15 protein-coding genes and 2 pseudogenes are annotated in these 14,086 nt (G+C 63.4%); 9 read left to right on the plus strand and 8 right to left on the minus strand.

Annotation, left to right across the window (positions count from 1 at the left end):
- Positions 1-98 precede the first annotated feature (98 nt).
- Entirely contained in the window at positions 99-872 is a 774-nt protein-coding gene (locus NKJ73_RS20300; RefSeq protein WP_352570852.1) for an HpcH/HpaI aldolase family protein, read from the plus strand.
- A gap of 98 nt (positions 873-970) precedes the next feature.
- Here the strand turns inward: NKJ73_RS20300 and NKJ73_RS20305 are convergent, their stop codons facing one another.
- Positions 971-1,519: an RBBP9/YdeN family alpha/beta hydrolase gene (locus NKJ73_RS20305; protein WP_023674728.1), complete on the minus strand. Its 549-nt coding sequence runs from the start codon at positions 1,517-1,519 to the stop codon at positions 971-973.
- 271 nt (positions 1,520-1,790) lie between these two features.
- Here NKJ73_RS20305 and NKJ73_RS20310 point away from each other — a divergent pair, with 271 nt between their 5' ends.
- On the plus strand, positions 1,791-2,603 hold the full coding sequence (locus tag NKJ73_RS20310; protein WP_023674729.1) for a VOC family protein: 813 nt from the start codon (positions 1,791-1,793) through the stop codon (positions 2,601-2,603).
- Position 2,604: 1 nt separating this feature from the next.
- Here the strand turns inward: NKJ73_RS20310 and NKJ73_RS20315 are convergent, their stop codons facing one another.
- From NKJ73_RS20315 to NKJ73_RS20330, 4 genes and pseudogenes are all read right to left on the minus strand, one after another.
- Entirely contained in the window at positions 2,605-3,177 is a 573-nt protein-coding gene (locus NKJ73_RS20315) for an RBBP9/YdeN family alpha/beta hydrolase (protein ID WP_023674730.1), read from the minus strand.
- Positions 3,177-4,484, minus strand: coding sequence for an adenylosuccinate lyase (gene purB / locus NKJ73_RS20320; RefSeq protein WP_352570853.1), 1,308 nt, complete (start codon positions 4,482-4,484; stop codon positions 3,177-3,179). The genes NKJ73_RS20315 and purB overlap by 1 nt, the downstream gene beginning before the upstream one ends.
- A gap of 59 nt (positions 4,485-4,543) precedes the next feature.
- Positions 4,544-5,044 carry a hypothetical protein gene (locus tag NKJ73_RS20325; RefSeq protein ID WP_352570854.1) on the minus strand — a complete coding sequence of 167 codons (501 nt, stop codon included), beginning with the start codon at positions 5,042-5,044 and terminating at the stop codon, positions 4,544-4,546.
- An 11-nt stretch (positions 5,045-5,055) separates the two neighbouring features.
- Positions 5,056-5,780 (minus strand): annotated as a pseudogene (locus tag NKJ73_RS20330) (DUF2259 domain-containing protein).
- A 247-nt stretch (positions 5,781-6,027) separates the two neighbouring features.
- Here NKJ73_RS20330 and NKJ73_RS20335 point away from each other — a divergent pair.
- Positions 6,028-6,282 carry a DUF2171 domain-containing protein gene (locus NKJ73_RS20335; protein ID WP_023674734.1) on the plus strand — a complete coding sequence of 85 codons (255 nt, stop codon included), beginning with the start codon at positions 6,028-6,030 and terminating at the stop codon, positions 6,280-6,282.
- Between the two features lie 46 nt (positions 6,283-6,328).
- Here the strand turns inward: NKJ73_RS20335 and NKJ73_RS20340 are convergent, their stop codons facing one another.
- The gene (locus NKJ73_RS20340) at positions 6,329-7,348 is read right to left on the minus strand and encodes a P1 family peptidase (RefSeq protein ID WP_352570936.1); all 1,020 of its coding nucleotides are present in this window, start codon (positions 7,346-7,348) and stop codon (positions 6,329-6,331) included.
- Between the two features lie 14 nt (positions 7,349-7,362).
- Entirely contained in the window at positions 7,363-8,436 is a 1,074-nt protein-coding gene (locus NKJ73_RS20345; RefSeq protein ID WP_352570855.1) for a branched-chain amino acid ABC transporter substrate-binding protein, read from the minus strand.
- Between the two features lie 179 nt (positions 8,437-8,615).
- Between NKJ73_RS20345 and NKJ73_RS20350 the strand changes: the two genes are divergently transcribed.
- The 6 genes and pseudogenes from NKJ73_RS20350 to NKJ73_RS20375 all read left to right on the plus strand — a co-directional run bounded on the left by NKJ73_RS20350 (position 8,616) and on the right by NKJ73_RS20375 (position 12,944).
- The gene (locus tag NKJ73_RS20350; RefSeq protein WP_023674737.1) at positions 8,616-9,110 is read left to right on the plus strand and encodes a flavin reductase; all 495 of its coding nucleotides are present in this window, start codon (positions 8,616-8,618) and stop codon (positions 9,108-9,110) included.
- A 33-nt stretch (positions 9,111-9,143) separates the two neighbouring features.
- Positions 9,144-9,252: pseudogene (locus NKJ73_RS34300) on the plus strand (AAA family ATPase); the annotation flags it as partial.
- Between the two features lie 85 nt (positions 9,253-9,337).
- Entirely contained in the window at positions 9,338-9,676 is a 339-nt protein-coding gene (locus NKJ73_RS20360; protein ID WP_352570856.1) for an XdhC family protein, read from the plus strand.
- A gap of 6 nt (positions 9,677-9,682) precedes the next feature.
- On the plus strand, positions 9,683-10,387 hold the full coding sequence (locus NKJ73_RS20365) for an XdhC family protein (protein ID WP_352570857.1): 705 nt from the start codon (positions 9,683-9,685) through the stop codon (positions 10,385-10,387).
- The gene (locus NKJ73_RS20370; protein ID WP_352570858.1) at positions 10,384-11,994 is read left to right on the plus strand and encodes an NTP transferase domain-containing protein; all 1,611 of its coding nucleotides are present in this window, start codon (positions 10,384-10,386) and stop codon (positions 11,992-11,994) included. Before NKJ73_RS20365 ends, NKJ73_RS20370 begins: the two co-directional genes overlap by 4 nt.
- A gap of 92 nt (positions 11,995-12,086) precedes the next feature.
- Positions 12,087-12,944: an alpha/beta hydrolase gene (locus tag NKJ73_RS20375; RefSeq protein WP_023674741.1), complete on the plus strand. Its 858-nt coding sequence runs from the start codon at positions 12,087-12,089 to the stop codon at positions 12,942-12,944.
- Here the strand turns inward: NKJ73_RS20375 and NKJ73_RS20380 are convergent.
- On the minus strand, positions 12,941-13,990 hold the full coding sequence (locus NKJ73_RS20380) for a DUF1176 domain-containing protein (protein WP_352570859.1): 1,050 nt from the start codon (positions 13,988-13,990) through the stop codon (positions 12,941-12,943). The genes NKJ73_RS20375 and NKJ73_RS20380 overlap by 4 nt on opposite strands.
- Positions 13,991-14,086 lie beyond the last annotated feature (96 nt).

The following is a 14,086-nucleotide window of genomic DNA, read 5'->3' on the forward strand; positions in this document are numbered from 1 at the left end:
ATGCTGGACCAATCGACCGCCCGGCCTAGCCGGGCGGTTTTTCTTTGCCTTTGCAGCCGTTTCCGGCTGAATTGCTGTAACCAAAGAGGAAGCCGCCGATGTCCCTGAAGTCACGCCTTGCGGCCGACGAAACGCTGTTCACCGCATGGTCCGGCGTGCCGGATGCCCTGACGGTCGAGATACTGGCCAGGCAAGGGTTCGACGCGGTTACGCTCGACATGCAGCACGGAGGCCACCACGAGGACAGCGTGCTGCGCGGACTTATGCCGGTGCTGGCCGCCAACAAGCCGGCTTTGGTGCGCATTCCGGTCGGCCGCTTCGACATGGCCAGCCGCGCGCTCGACTTCGGCGCCGAGGCGGTGATTGCGCCGATGGTGAATTCAGCGGCGGACGCAAAGTTGTTTGCCGCCGCCATGAAATACCCGCCGCTCGGCGAGCGCTCCTGGGGCCCGACCTATGCCTTTCCGCGCCACGGCAAGGGCGACTATGCCGACTGGCTGCGCGACAGCAACCAGCGCACCATGGCGTTCGCCATGGTCGAAACGCGCGCCGCGCTTGATGCACTCGACGGCATCCTCGATACGCCGGGCATTGACGGCATCTTCCTCGGCCCGTCGGATTTCTCGATCGCCTGGTCGAAGGGCACCACCGTCAGTTCGACGCTGGAGAGCATGATGGGGACCGTCGCCTCGATCGCCGAGCGCACCCGCAAAGCCGGCAAGCATGCGGCGATCTATGTGATGGAACCGGCCATCGCCGGTCGCGTGGTGTCGATGGGTTACCGGCTGCTGGCGATGGGTTCCGAGCATTCGCTGATTTCGCTTGGGGCAAAGACCCTGCTGAACAGCGTCAGGGATTCGATCGGTTCCTAGAGCAATTCCAGGAAAAGTGTGAAACGGTTTTCCGTCCGGAATTGCGTCAAAACAAAGAGATAGAGCGGTTCGCCGTTTCCGTGAAACGGTGAACCGCTCTAGAGATCCGTCAGGAATTTCGCGAACGTCATCGAGCCTTCAGGCCAGGGGCCGAAGCCGGAATCCGCGTTGAGATGACCGGCATCCCCGGCGTCGATGAACAGCGAGCCCCACGCCCCGGCAATGTCCTCGGCGACGCCGAAGGCGCAGAACGGGTCGTTGCGGCTGGCGATCACCACCGACGGAAACGGCAGCGGGTCGCGCGGATAGGGGCCGAAGGTCATCAGGTGCCTCGGCTTTATCTCTGGATTGGCGACATCGGGCGGCGCCACGAAGAAAGCGCCGGCGACCGGCCTCTCGAACCGAGGCAACGCTTGAATGACCGCCGCGACGCCAAGCGAATGGGCGACGATGACGACCGGCCGCTCGGCCTCGTTAACCGCCTTGGCGACACCGGCCGTCCAATCCTCGCGCACCGGCTTCGACCATTCCGCCTGTTCGACGCGGCGCGCTGTCGATAGTTTCGACTGCCAGCGGCTCTGCCAATGATCGGGGCCGGAATTGGTGTAGCCCGGCACGATGAGAATATCTGCTTCCCTGACTTTCATGGCGCGCATGTAGCGAGAGGCGCTGTCGGGTGCAACCGGGTATGAACTCAACAGCGACACGCAAACGGCCGCTCACGAGCCCGGTTCTGCTCGCTATTGTGAACACCCTGTTCGCTTCTTGCGCTCTTGTGTGAACGATCGCGATCAACGATCTGTCGCCAGGAAAGAATGGCTGTTCCGAGATTTTGGCACGGACATGGCGTAGAATGATTGATGGCGCCGGATTGTTCTGTTGGAAGCTTGTCGAGCGCCGCCTGAACGGAGCACTTTGATGAGCGAACTGCCTTTTGCCGCGACGACCCCGGTCAGCGTTGCCCGCGTCGGCTTGCGGGCGCGCGATGCAGACAATCTCGCTGCCTACTATCGCAAAGTCGTCGGTTTGCAGGAACTGAGCCGCGCCGGCGGCACCATTACGCTCGGCGCAGTCAATCGCCCTTTGCTCGACATCGAAGCGGATCCGGCCGCGAAACCCGATGACCCGCGCAGCGCCGGTCTTTTCCACACCGCCTTCCTGCTACCCAGCCGGGCCGATCTCGGCCGCTGGATCAACCATGCCATCGCCAACAAGATCGGCATCGAGGGCGCATCCGACCACCTGGTCAGCGAGGCGCTCTATTTGACCGATCCCGAAGGCAACGGCATCGAGATCTATGCCGACCGCCGTCCGCAGGACTGGAAATGGAACGGTGACAAGATAGCGATGGCGACGGAGCGGCTGAACATTCCGTCGGTCGTTGCCGAGGTGCCGGCCGGCGACACCGGCTGGCAGGGCGCGCCGGAAAACAGCATTATCGGCCACGTCCATTTGCGGGTCGGCAGGCCGGAAGAAGCCGAAGCATGGTGGCATCAGGAGTTCGGTTTCGACACAGTGGCAAAGTACGGTGGCGCGGCGGTGTTCCTGTCGTCCGGCGGCTATCATCACCACATTGGCGCAAATGCGTGGCAGAGCGCGGGCGCCGGTCGCCGCGATCCCGCCCGCTCCGGCTTGGCCTGGGTCGAGATGCGCTCGGACAATGCCGCAAGCGAGACCACCCGCGAGGATCCGTGGGGCACGGTGATAAGGACGGTTCCCGGTAAGGCGTAGGTTAGAGGTTTGCTTTTTCGAACAAGCGGCCAAGCATGAGCAGGCCCGCTGGCCATACGCCGAGGCCGGCCTCGTTCCCCATATGGCCAAGATCGCCGGCATCGGCGATATCCGCGCCCCAGGCGGCGGCAAAAGCGGTCGCCTTGTCGAAGGTGACGCGTGGGTCGCTGCGGCTCGCCACCACCAATGTCGGGAAGGGCAGGCGCTTCAGCGGCATCGGCGCGAATGGGCGCACCGCGTCGAATGAGGGATCGGCATCCTCGACATTGGTCGCGGCAACCAGGAATGCCGCCGCGACCTTGTCGAGTTGGCCTTGACTGGCGCCGGCAGCCCACTTCACCGCCGTCGCCACCGCCAGCGAATGCGCAAGCAGCACGACGCGCCGCGGTGCGGCGGCCACCGCGGCATCCAACTGGCCGATCCAGTCTTCAGGCTTAGGCCGGTCCCACTCGGCCTGCAGCACGCGGGTCGAATTGGGGAACACCCGGCACCAATGCGACATCCAATGATCCGGCCCGGAATTGCCGCGCCCGGGCAGGGCAAGGAAATCGAAATCTCCGGCCGACGAAATCATCAGGCTTCTCCGAACACTCGGCTAAAGATCGTATCGACGTGCTTGGTATGATAGCCCAAGTCGAATTTCTCGCGGATCTCGGCCTCGGGCAAGGCTGCGACAACGTCCTTGTCGGCCAGAAGTTCCTCAAGAAAATCAGCGCCTTGCTCCCACACCTTCATGGCGTTGCGCTGCACCAGCCGGTAGGCGTCCTCGCGCGAAACGCCGGCTTGCGTCAGCGCCAGCAGCACGCGCTGCGAATGCACGAGGCCGCGGAATTTGTTCATGTTCTTCAGCATGTTGTCGGGGTAGACGAGCAGTTTGTCGACGACGCTGGTCAGGCGTGAGAGCGCGAAATCGAGCGTCACCGTCGCGTCGGGCCCGATCATGCGCTCGACCGAGGAATGCGAGATGTCGCGCTCGTGCCAGAGCGCCACATTCTCCATTGCCGGCAATGCGAAGGAGCGCACCATGCGGGCAAGGCCGGTGAGGTTCTCGGTCAGCACCGGGTTGCGCTTGTGCGGCATCGCCGACGAACCCTTCTGGCCAGGTGAAAAGTACTCTTCTGCTTCGAGTACCTCGGTGCGCTGCAGATGGCGCACCTCGATCGCCAGCCGCTCGATCGACGAGGCGATCACACCGAGCGTGGCGAAGAACATCGCGTGGCGGTCGCGCGGGATCACCTGCGACGACACCGGCTCCGGCTTCAGTCCGAGTTTCTTGGCCACGTATTCTTCGACATAAGGGTCGATATTGGCGAAGGTGCCGACCGCACCGGAGATGGCGCAGGTGGCGATGTCCTCGCGTGCATGCACCAGCCTCTCGCGGCAACGCGAGAATTCGGCATAGGCCTGCGCCAGCTTGACGCCGAAGGTGGTCGGCTCGGCATGGATGCCGTGGCTGCGGCCGATGGTGATGGTGTCCTTGTGCTCGAAGGCGCGGCGCTTGAGCGCCGCAAGCAGCCCGTCAATGTCGGCCAGCAGGATGTCGCTGGCGCGGGTGAGCTGCACGGCAAAACAGGTGTCGAGAACGTCGGAGGATGTCATGCCCTGGTGGATGAAGCGGGCATCCGGCCCGACGAATTCGGCGAGATGGGTGAGAAAGGCGATGACGTCATGCTTGGTGACCCGCTCGATCTCGTCGATGGCTTCGACATCGAATTTTGCCGCCCCGCCTTTCTCCCAGATGGTCTTGGCGGCCTCCTTCGGGATGACGCCGAGCTCGGCCAATGCGTCGCAGGCGTAGGCCTCGATCTCGAACCAGATGCGGAACCGGGTTTCGGGCGACCAGATGGCCACCATTTCCGGCCGGGAGTAGCGAGGGATCATCAGTCGGTCCTGACTTGCGAGAGCATTTGCCCGCGTCCTAACAGAGGCAGGCGAAATGCTCAACGTTGCTGGCGCGCAAACCAGACGCTGGCGACAGCGAGCGCAACGAAACCGAGCGGAAAATACAGCCGGATGCCGAGGACGACGAACTGATAGAGTGCCGTCAACATCGTGAACACGAACTGGAAAACCCAGGTGATGGTGAGCGCGGGTGCATGCCATTGGACGTAGTAGGAGCGGTATTGCAGCCCAAAGAGGCCGCCGGTGAAGGTAATTGTCGCGGCGAGAAGGCAGACGAAGGCGGCGGCGACGGCGATTTCCCAGTGGCGTCCGAGCAAGACGAGCCGCGCCATAAACAGCCCAACCGGGAAGGCCAGCGCGCCGCCGGCAGCATAAAGCAGCGAGACGAAGCGGATCTTTACCGGGGTCTCCCAATCGTACAACAGCAGATTGAGCAGCGCGCTGGCGCCCATCGCCATGGCCCACAACAAGGCACCGGCAAATGCCGTGCGCAGCGGCGGCAAGGAGCGGCGGAGACGATGCCGGGCGCGATAGCGCATGGCGGGGAACGTCACAGGCGACCGGTTACCGCGATCCAGCGATAGTCCGGCCCTTCGAAGCCGTATTGGCGCACCGCGATCAGCACGGCATAGGCGCTGAGGCTATCCAGCGAAAATGTCTGAACCGCGCCGATCTGGTAGCCATTCAGACAGCCTCTGCTTTGCGGGATCGATTTGTCCTCGTGAATGATCCTCGTCTGGCCGCCATCCTTCGCCTCGATGCGCAGCAGGCGAAAGCCATTGATCTCGCCCTGGCTCTGGCAGCGTTCGGTGTCATTCATACCGATCTGGTCGAGCCGGAACTCGAGCGGATCGTCGACCGGCGAGAAGATCGGGCGCGGATTGACCACCATGCGGAGGGATCGGCAGAAAGCTCGGTCACCGGGTTGAAGCCGGCGGTGATGCCGCGATTTGCCGTGAGTTCCGCCTGACTGACGATCGCTTCGCCCCTTTGCCGGGCCTGCAGCCGCGCTGCGGCCACCGTGGCATTCTCGTCGTCGAGCCGGACACGTATCGGCGAGCCCTTCAGGAAACTGTCGTCGGCCGTCTCGATATAATAGCGGGCCGCATAGGGAAATCCCGATCCGTCCTGGACGCCGTATTCCTCGAAGGCAAAGATCCCGCCATCACTGCTGAAGCCGAGGATCTCAAGCTCGGCGACATCGCCTGCGTAGGCGGCGGCCAAAGTTGCAAGCGGGGCAAGCAGGCAGACTGCAAACAGGGCAAGATTTCGCATGGGGCTTTCCATTCCGGTGGTCGACGCCGTTAAATTCCTATCACGATGCCGTCAAAAGATCGTGCTGACTGAAACACAAAGTCGATGCATCCAATCCGGCCGTCGTTTGTTATTGTCGGCAGCTTCACCGCATCGTGCCTTCCGAAAATCAGGATCGATTTTCGGAAGGCACGGTGCATTGATTCAAAATGTTTAGAGTGTCCTTTGCGCGTTCAAAAGGACGCGCGGCGCTCTAAGGGAGACCCCCATGACAGATGCAGCCAAGATTCGCGAACGTATGGAAGTGATCGGCGCCGACGGCGTCCATGTCGGTACCGTCGACAAGGTTGACGGAGATCGCATAAAGCTGACCAAGCGCGACAGCGGCGAGGGCGCTCACAGGGGCCATCACCACTTCATTCCTCTCAGCCTTGTCGCCGAGGTCGAGGGCCAGAAGGTGCGGCTGTCGGCAAACTCGGATGTTGCGGTCACGTTCGAGGAAGAAAAATCCGAACCCACCTGATCATAATCCAGTCTGATTACGGCTCACCCGAATGAGCGTTGCGCGTTCAGCGCGACGACCAGACCGGGAACAGATCGCCCTCGGCCGGCGTCGCGGCAAAGACGGCGCGGCTGATGGCGCGCGCCATCGTGGCGCCGGCCGCGGCGTAGAGATCGACGGCATCGTTGGGTGCGAGCTCGATGCCGCTCTTGCCCGTTGCCAGCGCGAAGACCAGATCGCCGTCTGCGGGCGTGTGCGTCGGCCAAATGGCACGGACAAAGCCGTCATGCGCCGATATCGCCAGGCGTTTGGCGGCGGCCTTCGTGAGTACCGCATCGGTCGCGATCACGGCGATGGTCGTGTTGGCGCCGGTTTCCGCCTGCTCTGCCGCATGCTTGTCACGGAACTTCAGCAGGACCTTTCTGGCATCGTCAGGCATCGGGTAGGGATAGCCTAACCCGCCGAACTCGTCGCCGATCTCGAACGGCGCCGCCCAGAAATGGCGGGTCCCGGCGACCGTCACCGAGCCGGTCGGGTTGACGGCGGCGAGCGCGCCGATGGTGACCCCGCTGTCCAGCACCGTCGAGGCCGAGCCGAGCCCGCCCTTCAGGCCGGAGCTCAGCGCGCCGGCACCCGCGCCGGCGGTGCCGAGCGCAAAGTCGATCGCGGCGGCTTGCGCGGCTTCGTAGCCGAGGTCGCGGTAAGGCGGATACCGGCCCCAATCCTTGTCGCCGCCATTGCGCAGATCGAACAGGATCGCCGCCGGCACGATCGGCACGCGAAAGCCGCCAACCTCGACGCCGATGCCTCTTTCGCGCAACGCCGCCTGCACCCCCGACGCGGCGTCGAGGCCAAAGGCCGAACCGCCCGAAAGCACCACGGCATGGATGGCGTGGATCGAATTGTGCGGCTCGAGCAGGTCGGTTTCGCGGGTGCCCGGCGCACCGCCCAGGATTTGCACGCCGGCCACGGCCGGCTCGTCGCAGATGACGGTGGTCACACCGGATTTCAGCTTGGCATTCGCCGCATTGCCGACACGCAGGCCGGCGACGTCCGTGATGAGATTGCGCGGACCCGTATGGAACATCCCTGTGCTGGACATCATTGGCTCTCCGCCGGCACGAAACGGCCGCCGTCGAAACGGTAGGCTCGATAAGGATTTTGCGTCAGGTCACCTTTTTCGTCAAAGCGGATCGGTCCGATCGCCGTGGTGAAGTCATGCGCGGTCAGCACGTTGGCTAGCCTCTCGCCGGAGCTTTGCGGCAATGCTGAAGCCGCCTTGGCGATCTCGACCGCGGCATAGGCGGGAAGCGTGTAACCTTCCGGCACGATGTTTTGTCCGGCAAAGCTCTGCAACACCTTGGGGTCGGCGACATCGGCCCATTCGGGCGGCGCGATCATCAGCGTGCCGACGGCATAAGGCACGTCGCCGAGCGGCGCGCGCAACGCTTCGCCGCCGGCAAACACCATGCCGGTATTTAGCTGGCCAGCATCCCGGCCCATAATGGCGACATCATCGCCGTCGCCGCCGGCAAAGACATGCGTTGCGCCGGCTTTCTTCAGCCGGCCGATCAGGCCGATCTGGTTGTCGAGCTGCGGCCGGAACGTGTCGACGAACACCGGCTTCAGAGCCGCTTGCTCGGCGGCTGCCCGAAACGTCTCGGCCATTTCGCGGCCATAGATCGTGCCGTCGTCGACTATGGCGAACAGCTCGGTCTGCCATAGGCGGGTGAGGATGGCAGCGACGGCATTGCGCTCGTCGTCGCCGCGCGGCCCGAGACGATAGATCGGCCATCCGGTCTTGGCGCGCCGGTCGGTCAGGCTTTCCGTGCGAACGCCGACGGTGATCACCGGTATGCCGGCATCCTTGAGGATCGGCAGAGCCGCCTCGATTGCGTCGGTGCACAAAAACCCGATGACGACGTTGACCTTGGCCGCGGTGAACTCCCGCGCGGCGGCGGCGCCACCGTCGGCCGTGCAGGCGTCATCGATCGTCTTGATTTCGGCATCGTTCGCTTCAGCCGCCATTGTCGCGCCGGCCTCGATCTGTTTGCCGAGGATCGCCGACGGCCCCGACAAAGGTGCCGCGACGCCGACCAGCAGCGTCTCGGCATTTGCACTGCAGGCGACCGAGAGCCAGGCCAGCACCGCTATCGTGGTTGTCCAAGGTCGCATGCGAGCGAAGAATTCCTCCACGCCGGTCGCGTGGTTGCCGGCGCCAATGCCGTCAAGACCTAAAGGCTGGCCAGCTTTGGCGCAACACGCGAATTCGGGATATAGGTCAAGCACTTCGCTTGTGGCCTGCAATATCCCCCCATATATAACGGTTGGTTCTGACTAGTGGAAAATCATCGGTGCTGAAGAAGAATGACATCGGGCCGCAGGCCTACCGCGACGCGATGGCCCATTTTGCTGGCCATGTGCATGTAGTCACCACCGATGGCCCTGCCGGCAGGCGCGGCGCGACGGTGATCGCGGCCTGCTCGGTGTCGGACACGCCGCCAACCATCCTGGTTTGCCTCAATCGTGAAAATCCCAAGAACGAGCCGTTCGTGGAAAACGGCAAATTTGCCCTGAACACGCTGGCTTCGGATCAGGAGCCGCTGTCGATCGCCTTTTCCGGCATTACCGGCCTGCCGGTCGAGGAGCGTTTCGCGTTGGCCGAATGGGATGTGATCTCGACCGGTGCGCCGACGCTGAAGGGCGCGCTCGCCGTCTTCGACTGCGAACTGATCGACTCCAAGGATCTGGCCACCCACCGTGTGCTTTTTGGCAAGGTTACAGGTTTGCGCATCGGCGATAATTTGCGGCCGCTGATCTATCACAACCGCGGCTACCACGCTTTGTAGAGGCTTTCAGATGGCCGCGCCCGCGAAGACAGAATGACCGAGTTGAAAACCGCGTCCGGCGCCGCGGATGATCGACGAGGCGCTCGATCTGTTGACCCGTGCGGACTATGTGGCGGACCGGTCGCTGGCAACCGTGCTGTTTTTCATGCGTTCGGTCGACCCGCGCCGGTGGATCGAGGCTCGCGTGAAGCGCGTCGCATAACCACATGTCTGCCAGGGAGAAAATCATGGAACACAGTATCTATCTCGATGAGGCCCGCGATCCGCTGATCATAGCGGAGGGCTGGATGAAGGACGGCAAGGATGTCGCCATTGCCACCGTGGTCGAGACCTGGGGCTCGGCGCCGCGCCCGGTCGGCAGCCACCTGGTGATCGACGCCGAAGGCAATTTCCACGGCTCCGTCTCGGGCGGCTGCGTCGAAGGCGCCGTGGTCACCGAGGCGGTCGATGTTATCGATAGCGGCACGGCCAAAATGCTCGAATTCGGCGTCGCAGACGAGACCGCCTGGCAAGTCGGCCTGTCATGCGGCGGCCGCATCAAGGTCTATGTAGAAAGATTGGGTTGATCTCGAATGGATCCCTATGCGCTGAAGACACTCAACGCCGAACGCCGCGCCCGCCGCGCGGCAATCCTGGTCACCGATCTCGGCGACGGCCGCGACCGTGTCGTGCGCGAGGGCGACCGGGTAGCCGGCGAACTCGGGGCGGCCATCGCCAAGGCATTTCGCACGGGCAATTCCGGTTCGGTCGAAGCTGAGGGACGGACCTTCTTCCTCAACGCACATCTGCCGCAGCCGCGCCTGGTAGTGATCGGCGCCGTCCACATCAGCCAAGCGCTGGCACCGATGGCCCGGATCGCCGGCTATCCCGTAGAGATCATCGACCCGCGAACGGCCTTTGCCACGTCCGACCGCTTTCCCGACATCGCGCTGCATGCCGAATGGCCAGAGGATGTGCTGAAGCGTCAGCCGCTCGATAGCTATACGGCGCTGGCTGCTCTCACCCACGATCCGAAGATCGACGATTTCGCGCTGAAGGCGGCGCTCGACGCCGGCTGCTTTTATGTCGGCGCGCTCGGCAGCCGCAAGACCCACGCCAAACGTGTGGAACGCCTGCTGGCTTCGGGAGCGACCGCCGACCAGATCGCCCGCATTCATGCCCCGATCGGCCTCGACATTGGGGCTGCCAGCCCGGCCGAGATCGCCGTCGCGGTGTTGGCGCAAGCGATCCACGCCTTTCGCTCCCGCGGCCTCGAATCCAAAGGCGCGGTCGCGTGAAATTTGGTCCCGTTGCGATCGATACGGCCGAAGGGGCAGTGCTTGCGCACGCCACCAAGGTCGGAGAGCGCCGCTTCCGCAAGGCGCACAGGCTAAGCGCCGGGGATGTGTCCCTGTTGAAGGCCGCCGGCATTTCCGAGGTCGTAGCGGCGGTGTTGGCGCCCGATGATCTCAGCGAGGACGTCGCTGCCGAAAAGATCGCCGCATCCATGATCCATCGCAACATCGAGGCGAAGCCCGCCGCGACAGGTAGGGTCAACCTCCACGCGCAGGCTGCCGGCATGTTCACCGTCGACGCGGCGATGATCAACGCCATCAACGCCGTCGATCCGACGATCACCATCGCCACGCTCGCGCAGCATGCGCCGGTCGAAAAAGGTCAGATGGTAGCAACGGTGAAGATCATCCCATTTGCGGTCGCCTCCGCTTTGGTCGATGCCCTGGCAAGGATCTGCGCCGGCGGCGAGATATTTGCGGTCAACGCCTATCAGCCGGTGCGCGTCGGCGTCATCCAGACGGTGCTGCCCGGCATCAAACCCAGCGTGCTCGACAAGACGCTGCGCGTCACCGAAGCGCGCCTGGCGCGTTCGGGCGGCAGGCTGACGGCGGAGCGTCGAACCCCGCATGAAATTATCCCCGTCGCCGACGCTGTGGCCTCGCTGATCCGCGACAACGATATGGTGGTTATCTTCGGCGCCTCGGCGATGGCCGATTTCGGCGACGTCGTTCCTGCTGCGATCGAAAGGGCGGGCGGCACTGTCATCCGCGCCGGTATGCCGGTCGATCCCGGCAATCTATTGGTGCTCGGCACACTCGGCGGCAAGCGCATCATCGGTGCGCCGGGCTGCGCCCGCAGTCCCAAGGAGAACGGCTTCGACTGGGTGCTCGACCGGCTGATCGCCGGTCTCGACGTGACCGCCAGGGATATTGCCGGCATGGGTGTCGGCGGGCTGTTGATGGAAATTCAGACGCGGCCGCAACCGCGCGAGCCGTTGCCGGCCAAAGCCGAACCAAAGATCGAGATCGTGCTTCTGGCCGCCGGCCGCTCCAGCCGCATGGGCGGGCCGAACAAGCTCTTGGCACTGTTCGATGGCAAGCCCCTGGTCCGCCGCACCGCCGAACGCGCGGTCGGTTCGAAAGCCGCGGCCACCATCGTCGTCACCGGCCACCAGAGCGAGCGCGTGCGCAGTGCACTGTCTGGCCTCGATGTGACCTTCGCCGACAATCCGGATTTCGCCGAGGGTCTGTCTTCGTCGCTGAAGGCCGGCATCGCCAAGATTTCCGGCGACGCCGCCGGCGCCATGATTGTCCTCGGCGATATGCCCGGCGTCGCCTCGGCCGACCTCGACAGGCTGATCGAGGCGTTCCGCAGGTCCGAAGGCCGATCAGTGGTGCGGGCCTCGCACGATGGGCGGCGCGGCAATCCGGTGCTGCTGCCGCGTTCGCTGTTTGCCGCGATCGCTCACCTCGAAGGCGATACCGGCGCCCGCCATCTGGTCGAGGCCGAAGGGCTCGACGTCATCGATGTCGAGATCGGCGAAGGGGCAGCCGTCGACGTCGACACGCGCGAGGCGCTGGAAGGCGCCGGCGGCGTGCTGCAGGATTGACAAACCGAAGCCGAAAAACGCATGGCTGAGGGATGGTCTTTCGTTCCTGCTTCCGGTTCCGCTTGCCCCCCTCTGGCCTCCCGGCCCTGCTCATGGCGATTCTTTTGCAGCTCTTTTGTGTCGCCTACGCCAACGCTCTCGAACTCAAACCCTTCAAGGACGATCTGTTCGCCTATCCGGTCACACTCTCGTCCGAGAGCAACGGCGCCTATACGGTCGTCGATTATCGTGAGCTGCGCGACATCAACGCTCGTGACGAAGTGCCTGAGCGTCGTGTGCACGCGCAATACACCGACACCGGCGTGCGTAAGGTGCAGCAGGATCTATTGCTGCCGACCGATGCAGGCGATGTCCGCCACATTGCCGTCGGCAAGACCGGGGGCGCCAGCATCATCGTGCTTTATCTGCACGGGCAGGGCGGCAGCCGTAAGCAGGGTGCTGACGATTTCACTTTCGGCGGCAATTTCAACCGTATCAAGAACCTGATGGCCGGTAATGGCGGCCTCTATCTGTCGCCGGATTTTTCCGATTTCGGCGACACCGGTGCCGCCCAGATCGCCGCATTGATCGGCCACTATGCCGAACAGTCGCCGCGCGCAAAAATCTTCGTCGCCTGCGGCTCTATGGGCGGCGCGTTGTGCTGGAAGCTGGCAGGCCGCAAGGACTCCGGCGGGCGCATCGACGGGCTGCTGCTGCTCGGCTCGCTGTGGGACGAGAGTTTCTTCTCAAGCTCCGCATTCAAGCGCCGTGTGCCGGTCTTCTTCGGCCAGGGCAGCAAGGACCCGGTGTTTCCAATCGAGAAACAGGAAGCCTTCTTCCGATCGATTCTGGGCAAATCGAAAGCCTACCCGACCCGCTTTGTCCGCTTCGAGACCGGCACACATGGCACGCCGATCCGCATGACCGACTGGCGGGGCACACTCAACTGGATGTTATCGAAGGTCCCTTAGGGCGCGGTGTTGTAGTCGAGCACGGTCTGCGGGTTGATCTCGCCGTCATAAGAGGCATCGACCTCATACTGCACCAGCGAGAAATTGCCGTGGCGAAACAGGTAGGTGCCGGCCGACGAGGCGTCGCCGACGCCGCGCCACTTGTTCAAGGATGAAATCGTTTTGGTGGCCTCGTCATATTCGGAGTTGACCAACTGGTCGTCAGTCTGGAAGCCGATGATGTTGATGCCCTCGACCTTGCCTTCGCTATTGTTGTTCTCATAGCGAATATCGAGTTCCGGTGACGCGAATTGTAATTGCCGGACGCCCGATACGTCGTCGTAGATGTAATAGACTGCGCTCTCATTGTAGGCGGCCATCGAGCAGAAAAAGCGAAACAGCCGTGTCTCGCGTTCGGGCTCGTTTTCGGCCGCCCCCGCATCCTTGTAGCGGAGCGAGTAGGCGTCCGGCTCTCCTCGCGGATCGCCGCCGGGCATGTCCTTGTCGCACTGGTCGCCATAAGTCGCGGCAAACGCCTTGTTGGCCTGCTCAAGCGCTGCGTCCTTCTTCGGCGGCGGCGGTCCTTCGCCGCAGCTTGCCGGCACGGCATCTTCGAAATCGGCCTTTGAGGGTTTCAGCGCACCCTTGTCGATGAAGATTGCGCGAAATGGCGGTTCCTGGATCGAGGCGTTGATCTGGCGCAGCGTATAGCAGCCGGCAAAGACATTCTCGCTGCCGTCCTTGGCCGTCGCCCGGATGGCGACCGGAACGCTGTAGTAGATGCTGCCGGCAGCCCCGTCTTCGGATACGCCACCGGTTTTGACTTCGACCGTGTCCGTGCCGTCATAGCCTTTGACGAAGGAATTGAAATCCTTGGCCGGCTTGGTGTCGCCGAAATAGTCCCAGGCGCGCGCGAATTCGTGCCGGCTGATGGCACTATAAAGCGACCGGATGACCGCTTCGGCATTCGACCTGTCGTCTATGTAAGGCGCGTCGGCGGCGAGCACCGGTTGGCTGGTAGCGGCAAGGGAGAAAAAAGCGGTCGCTGCGAACAAGGCGCGTCTCATCGGGAACCTCCACTCGATGAAAAATCCTATCATATCGATTGCGGCGGCGTGGTGACGCTTGAACAATCGCCTGCGAAAGCGCTACCTCTCGCCGTG

Source organism: Mesorhizobium sp. M0074, from assembly GCF_040322975.1.
In the GTDB taxonomy this organism is placed as follows: Bacteria; Pseudomonadota; Alphaproteobacteria; order Rhizobiales; family Rhizobiaceae; genus Mesorhizobium.

What these genes read in the sequence shown, in the direction of transcription:
- NKJ73_RS20325 (WP_352570854.1), bottom strand. Translation starts at nt 5,044, where the DNA reads ATGCGCTATCGCGCCCGGCATCGTCTCCGCCGCTCCTTGCCGCCGCTG.
- NKJ73_RS20315 (WP_023674730.1), bottom strand. Translation starts at nt 3,177, where the DNA reads ATGATTTCGTCGGCCGGAGATTTCGATTTCCTTGCCCTGCCCGGGCGC.
- NKJ73_RS20375 (WP_023674741.1), top strand. Translation starts at nt 12,087, where the DNA reads ATGGCGATTCTTTTGCAGCTCTTTTGTGTCGCCTACGCCAACGCTCTC.
- NKJ73_RS20340 (WP_352570936.1), bottom strand. Translation starts at nt 7,348, where the DNA reads ATGTTCCATACGGGTCCGCGCAATCTCATCACGGACGTCGCCGGCCTG.
- NKJ73_RS20305 (WP_023674728.1), bottom strand. Translation starts at nt 1,519, where the DNA reads ATGAAAGTCAGGGAAGCAGATATTCTCATCGTGCCGGGCTACACCAAT.
- NKJ73_RS20360 (WP_352570856.1), top strand. Translation starts at nt 9,338, where the DNA reads ATGGAACACAGTATCTATCTCGATGAGGCCCGCGATCCGCTGATCATA.
- NKJ73_RS20380 (WP_352570859.1), bottom strand. Translation starts at nt 13,990, where the DNA reads ATGAGACGCGCCTTGTTCGCAGCGACCGCTTTTTTCTCCCTTGCCGCT.
- NKJ73_RS20345 (WP_352570855.1), bottom strand. Translation starts at nt 8,436, where the DNA reads ATGCGACCTTGGACAACCACGATAGCGGTGCTGGCCTGGCTCTCGGTC.
- NKJ73_RS20335 (WP_023674734.1), top strand. Translation starts at nt 6,028, where the DNA reads ATGACAGATGCAGCCAAGATTCGCGAACGTATGGAAGTGATCGGCGCC.
- purB (WP_352570853.1), bottom strand. Translation starts at nt 4,484, where the DNA reads ATGATCCCTCGCTACTCCCGGCCGGAAATGGTGGCCATCTGGTCGCCC.
- NKJ73_RS20310 (WP_023674729.1), top strand. Translation starts at nt 1,791, where the DNA reads ATGAGCGAACTGCCTTTTGCCGCGACGACCCCGGTCAGCGTTGCCCGC.
- NKJ73_RS20300 (WP_352570852.1), top strand. Translation starts at nt 99, where the DNA reads ATGTCCCTGAAGTCACGCCTTGCGGCCGACGAAACGCTGTTCACCGCA.
- NKJ73_RS20365 (WP_352570857.1), top strand. Translation starts at nt 9,683, where the DNA reads ATGGATCCCTATGCGCTGAAGACACTCAACGCCGAACGCCGCGCCCGC.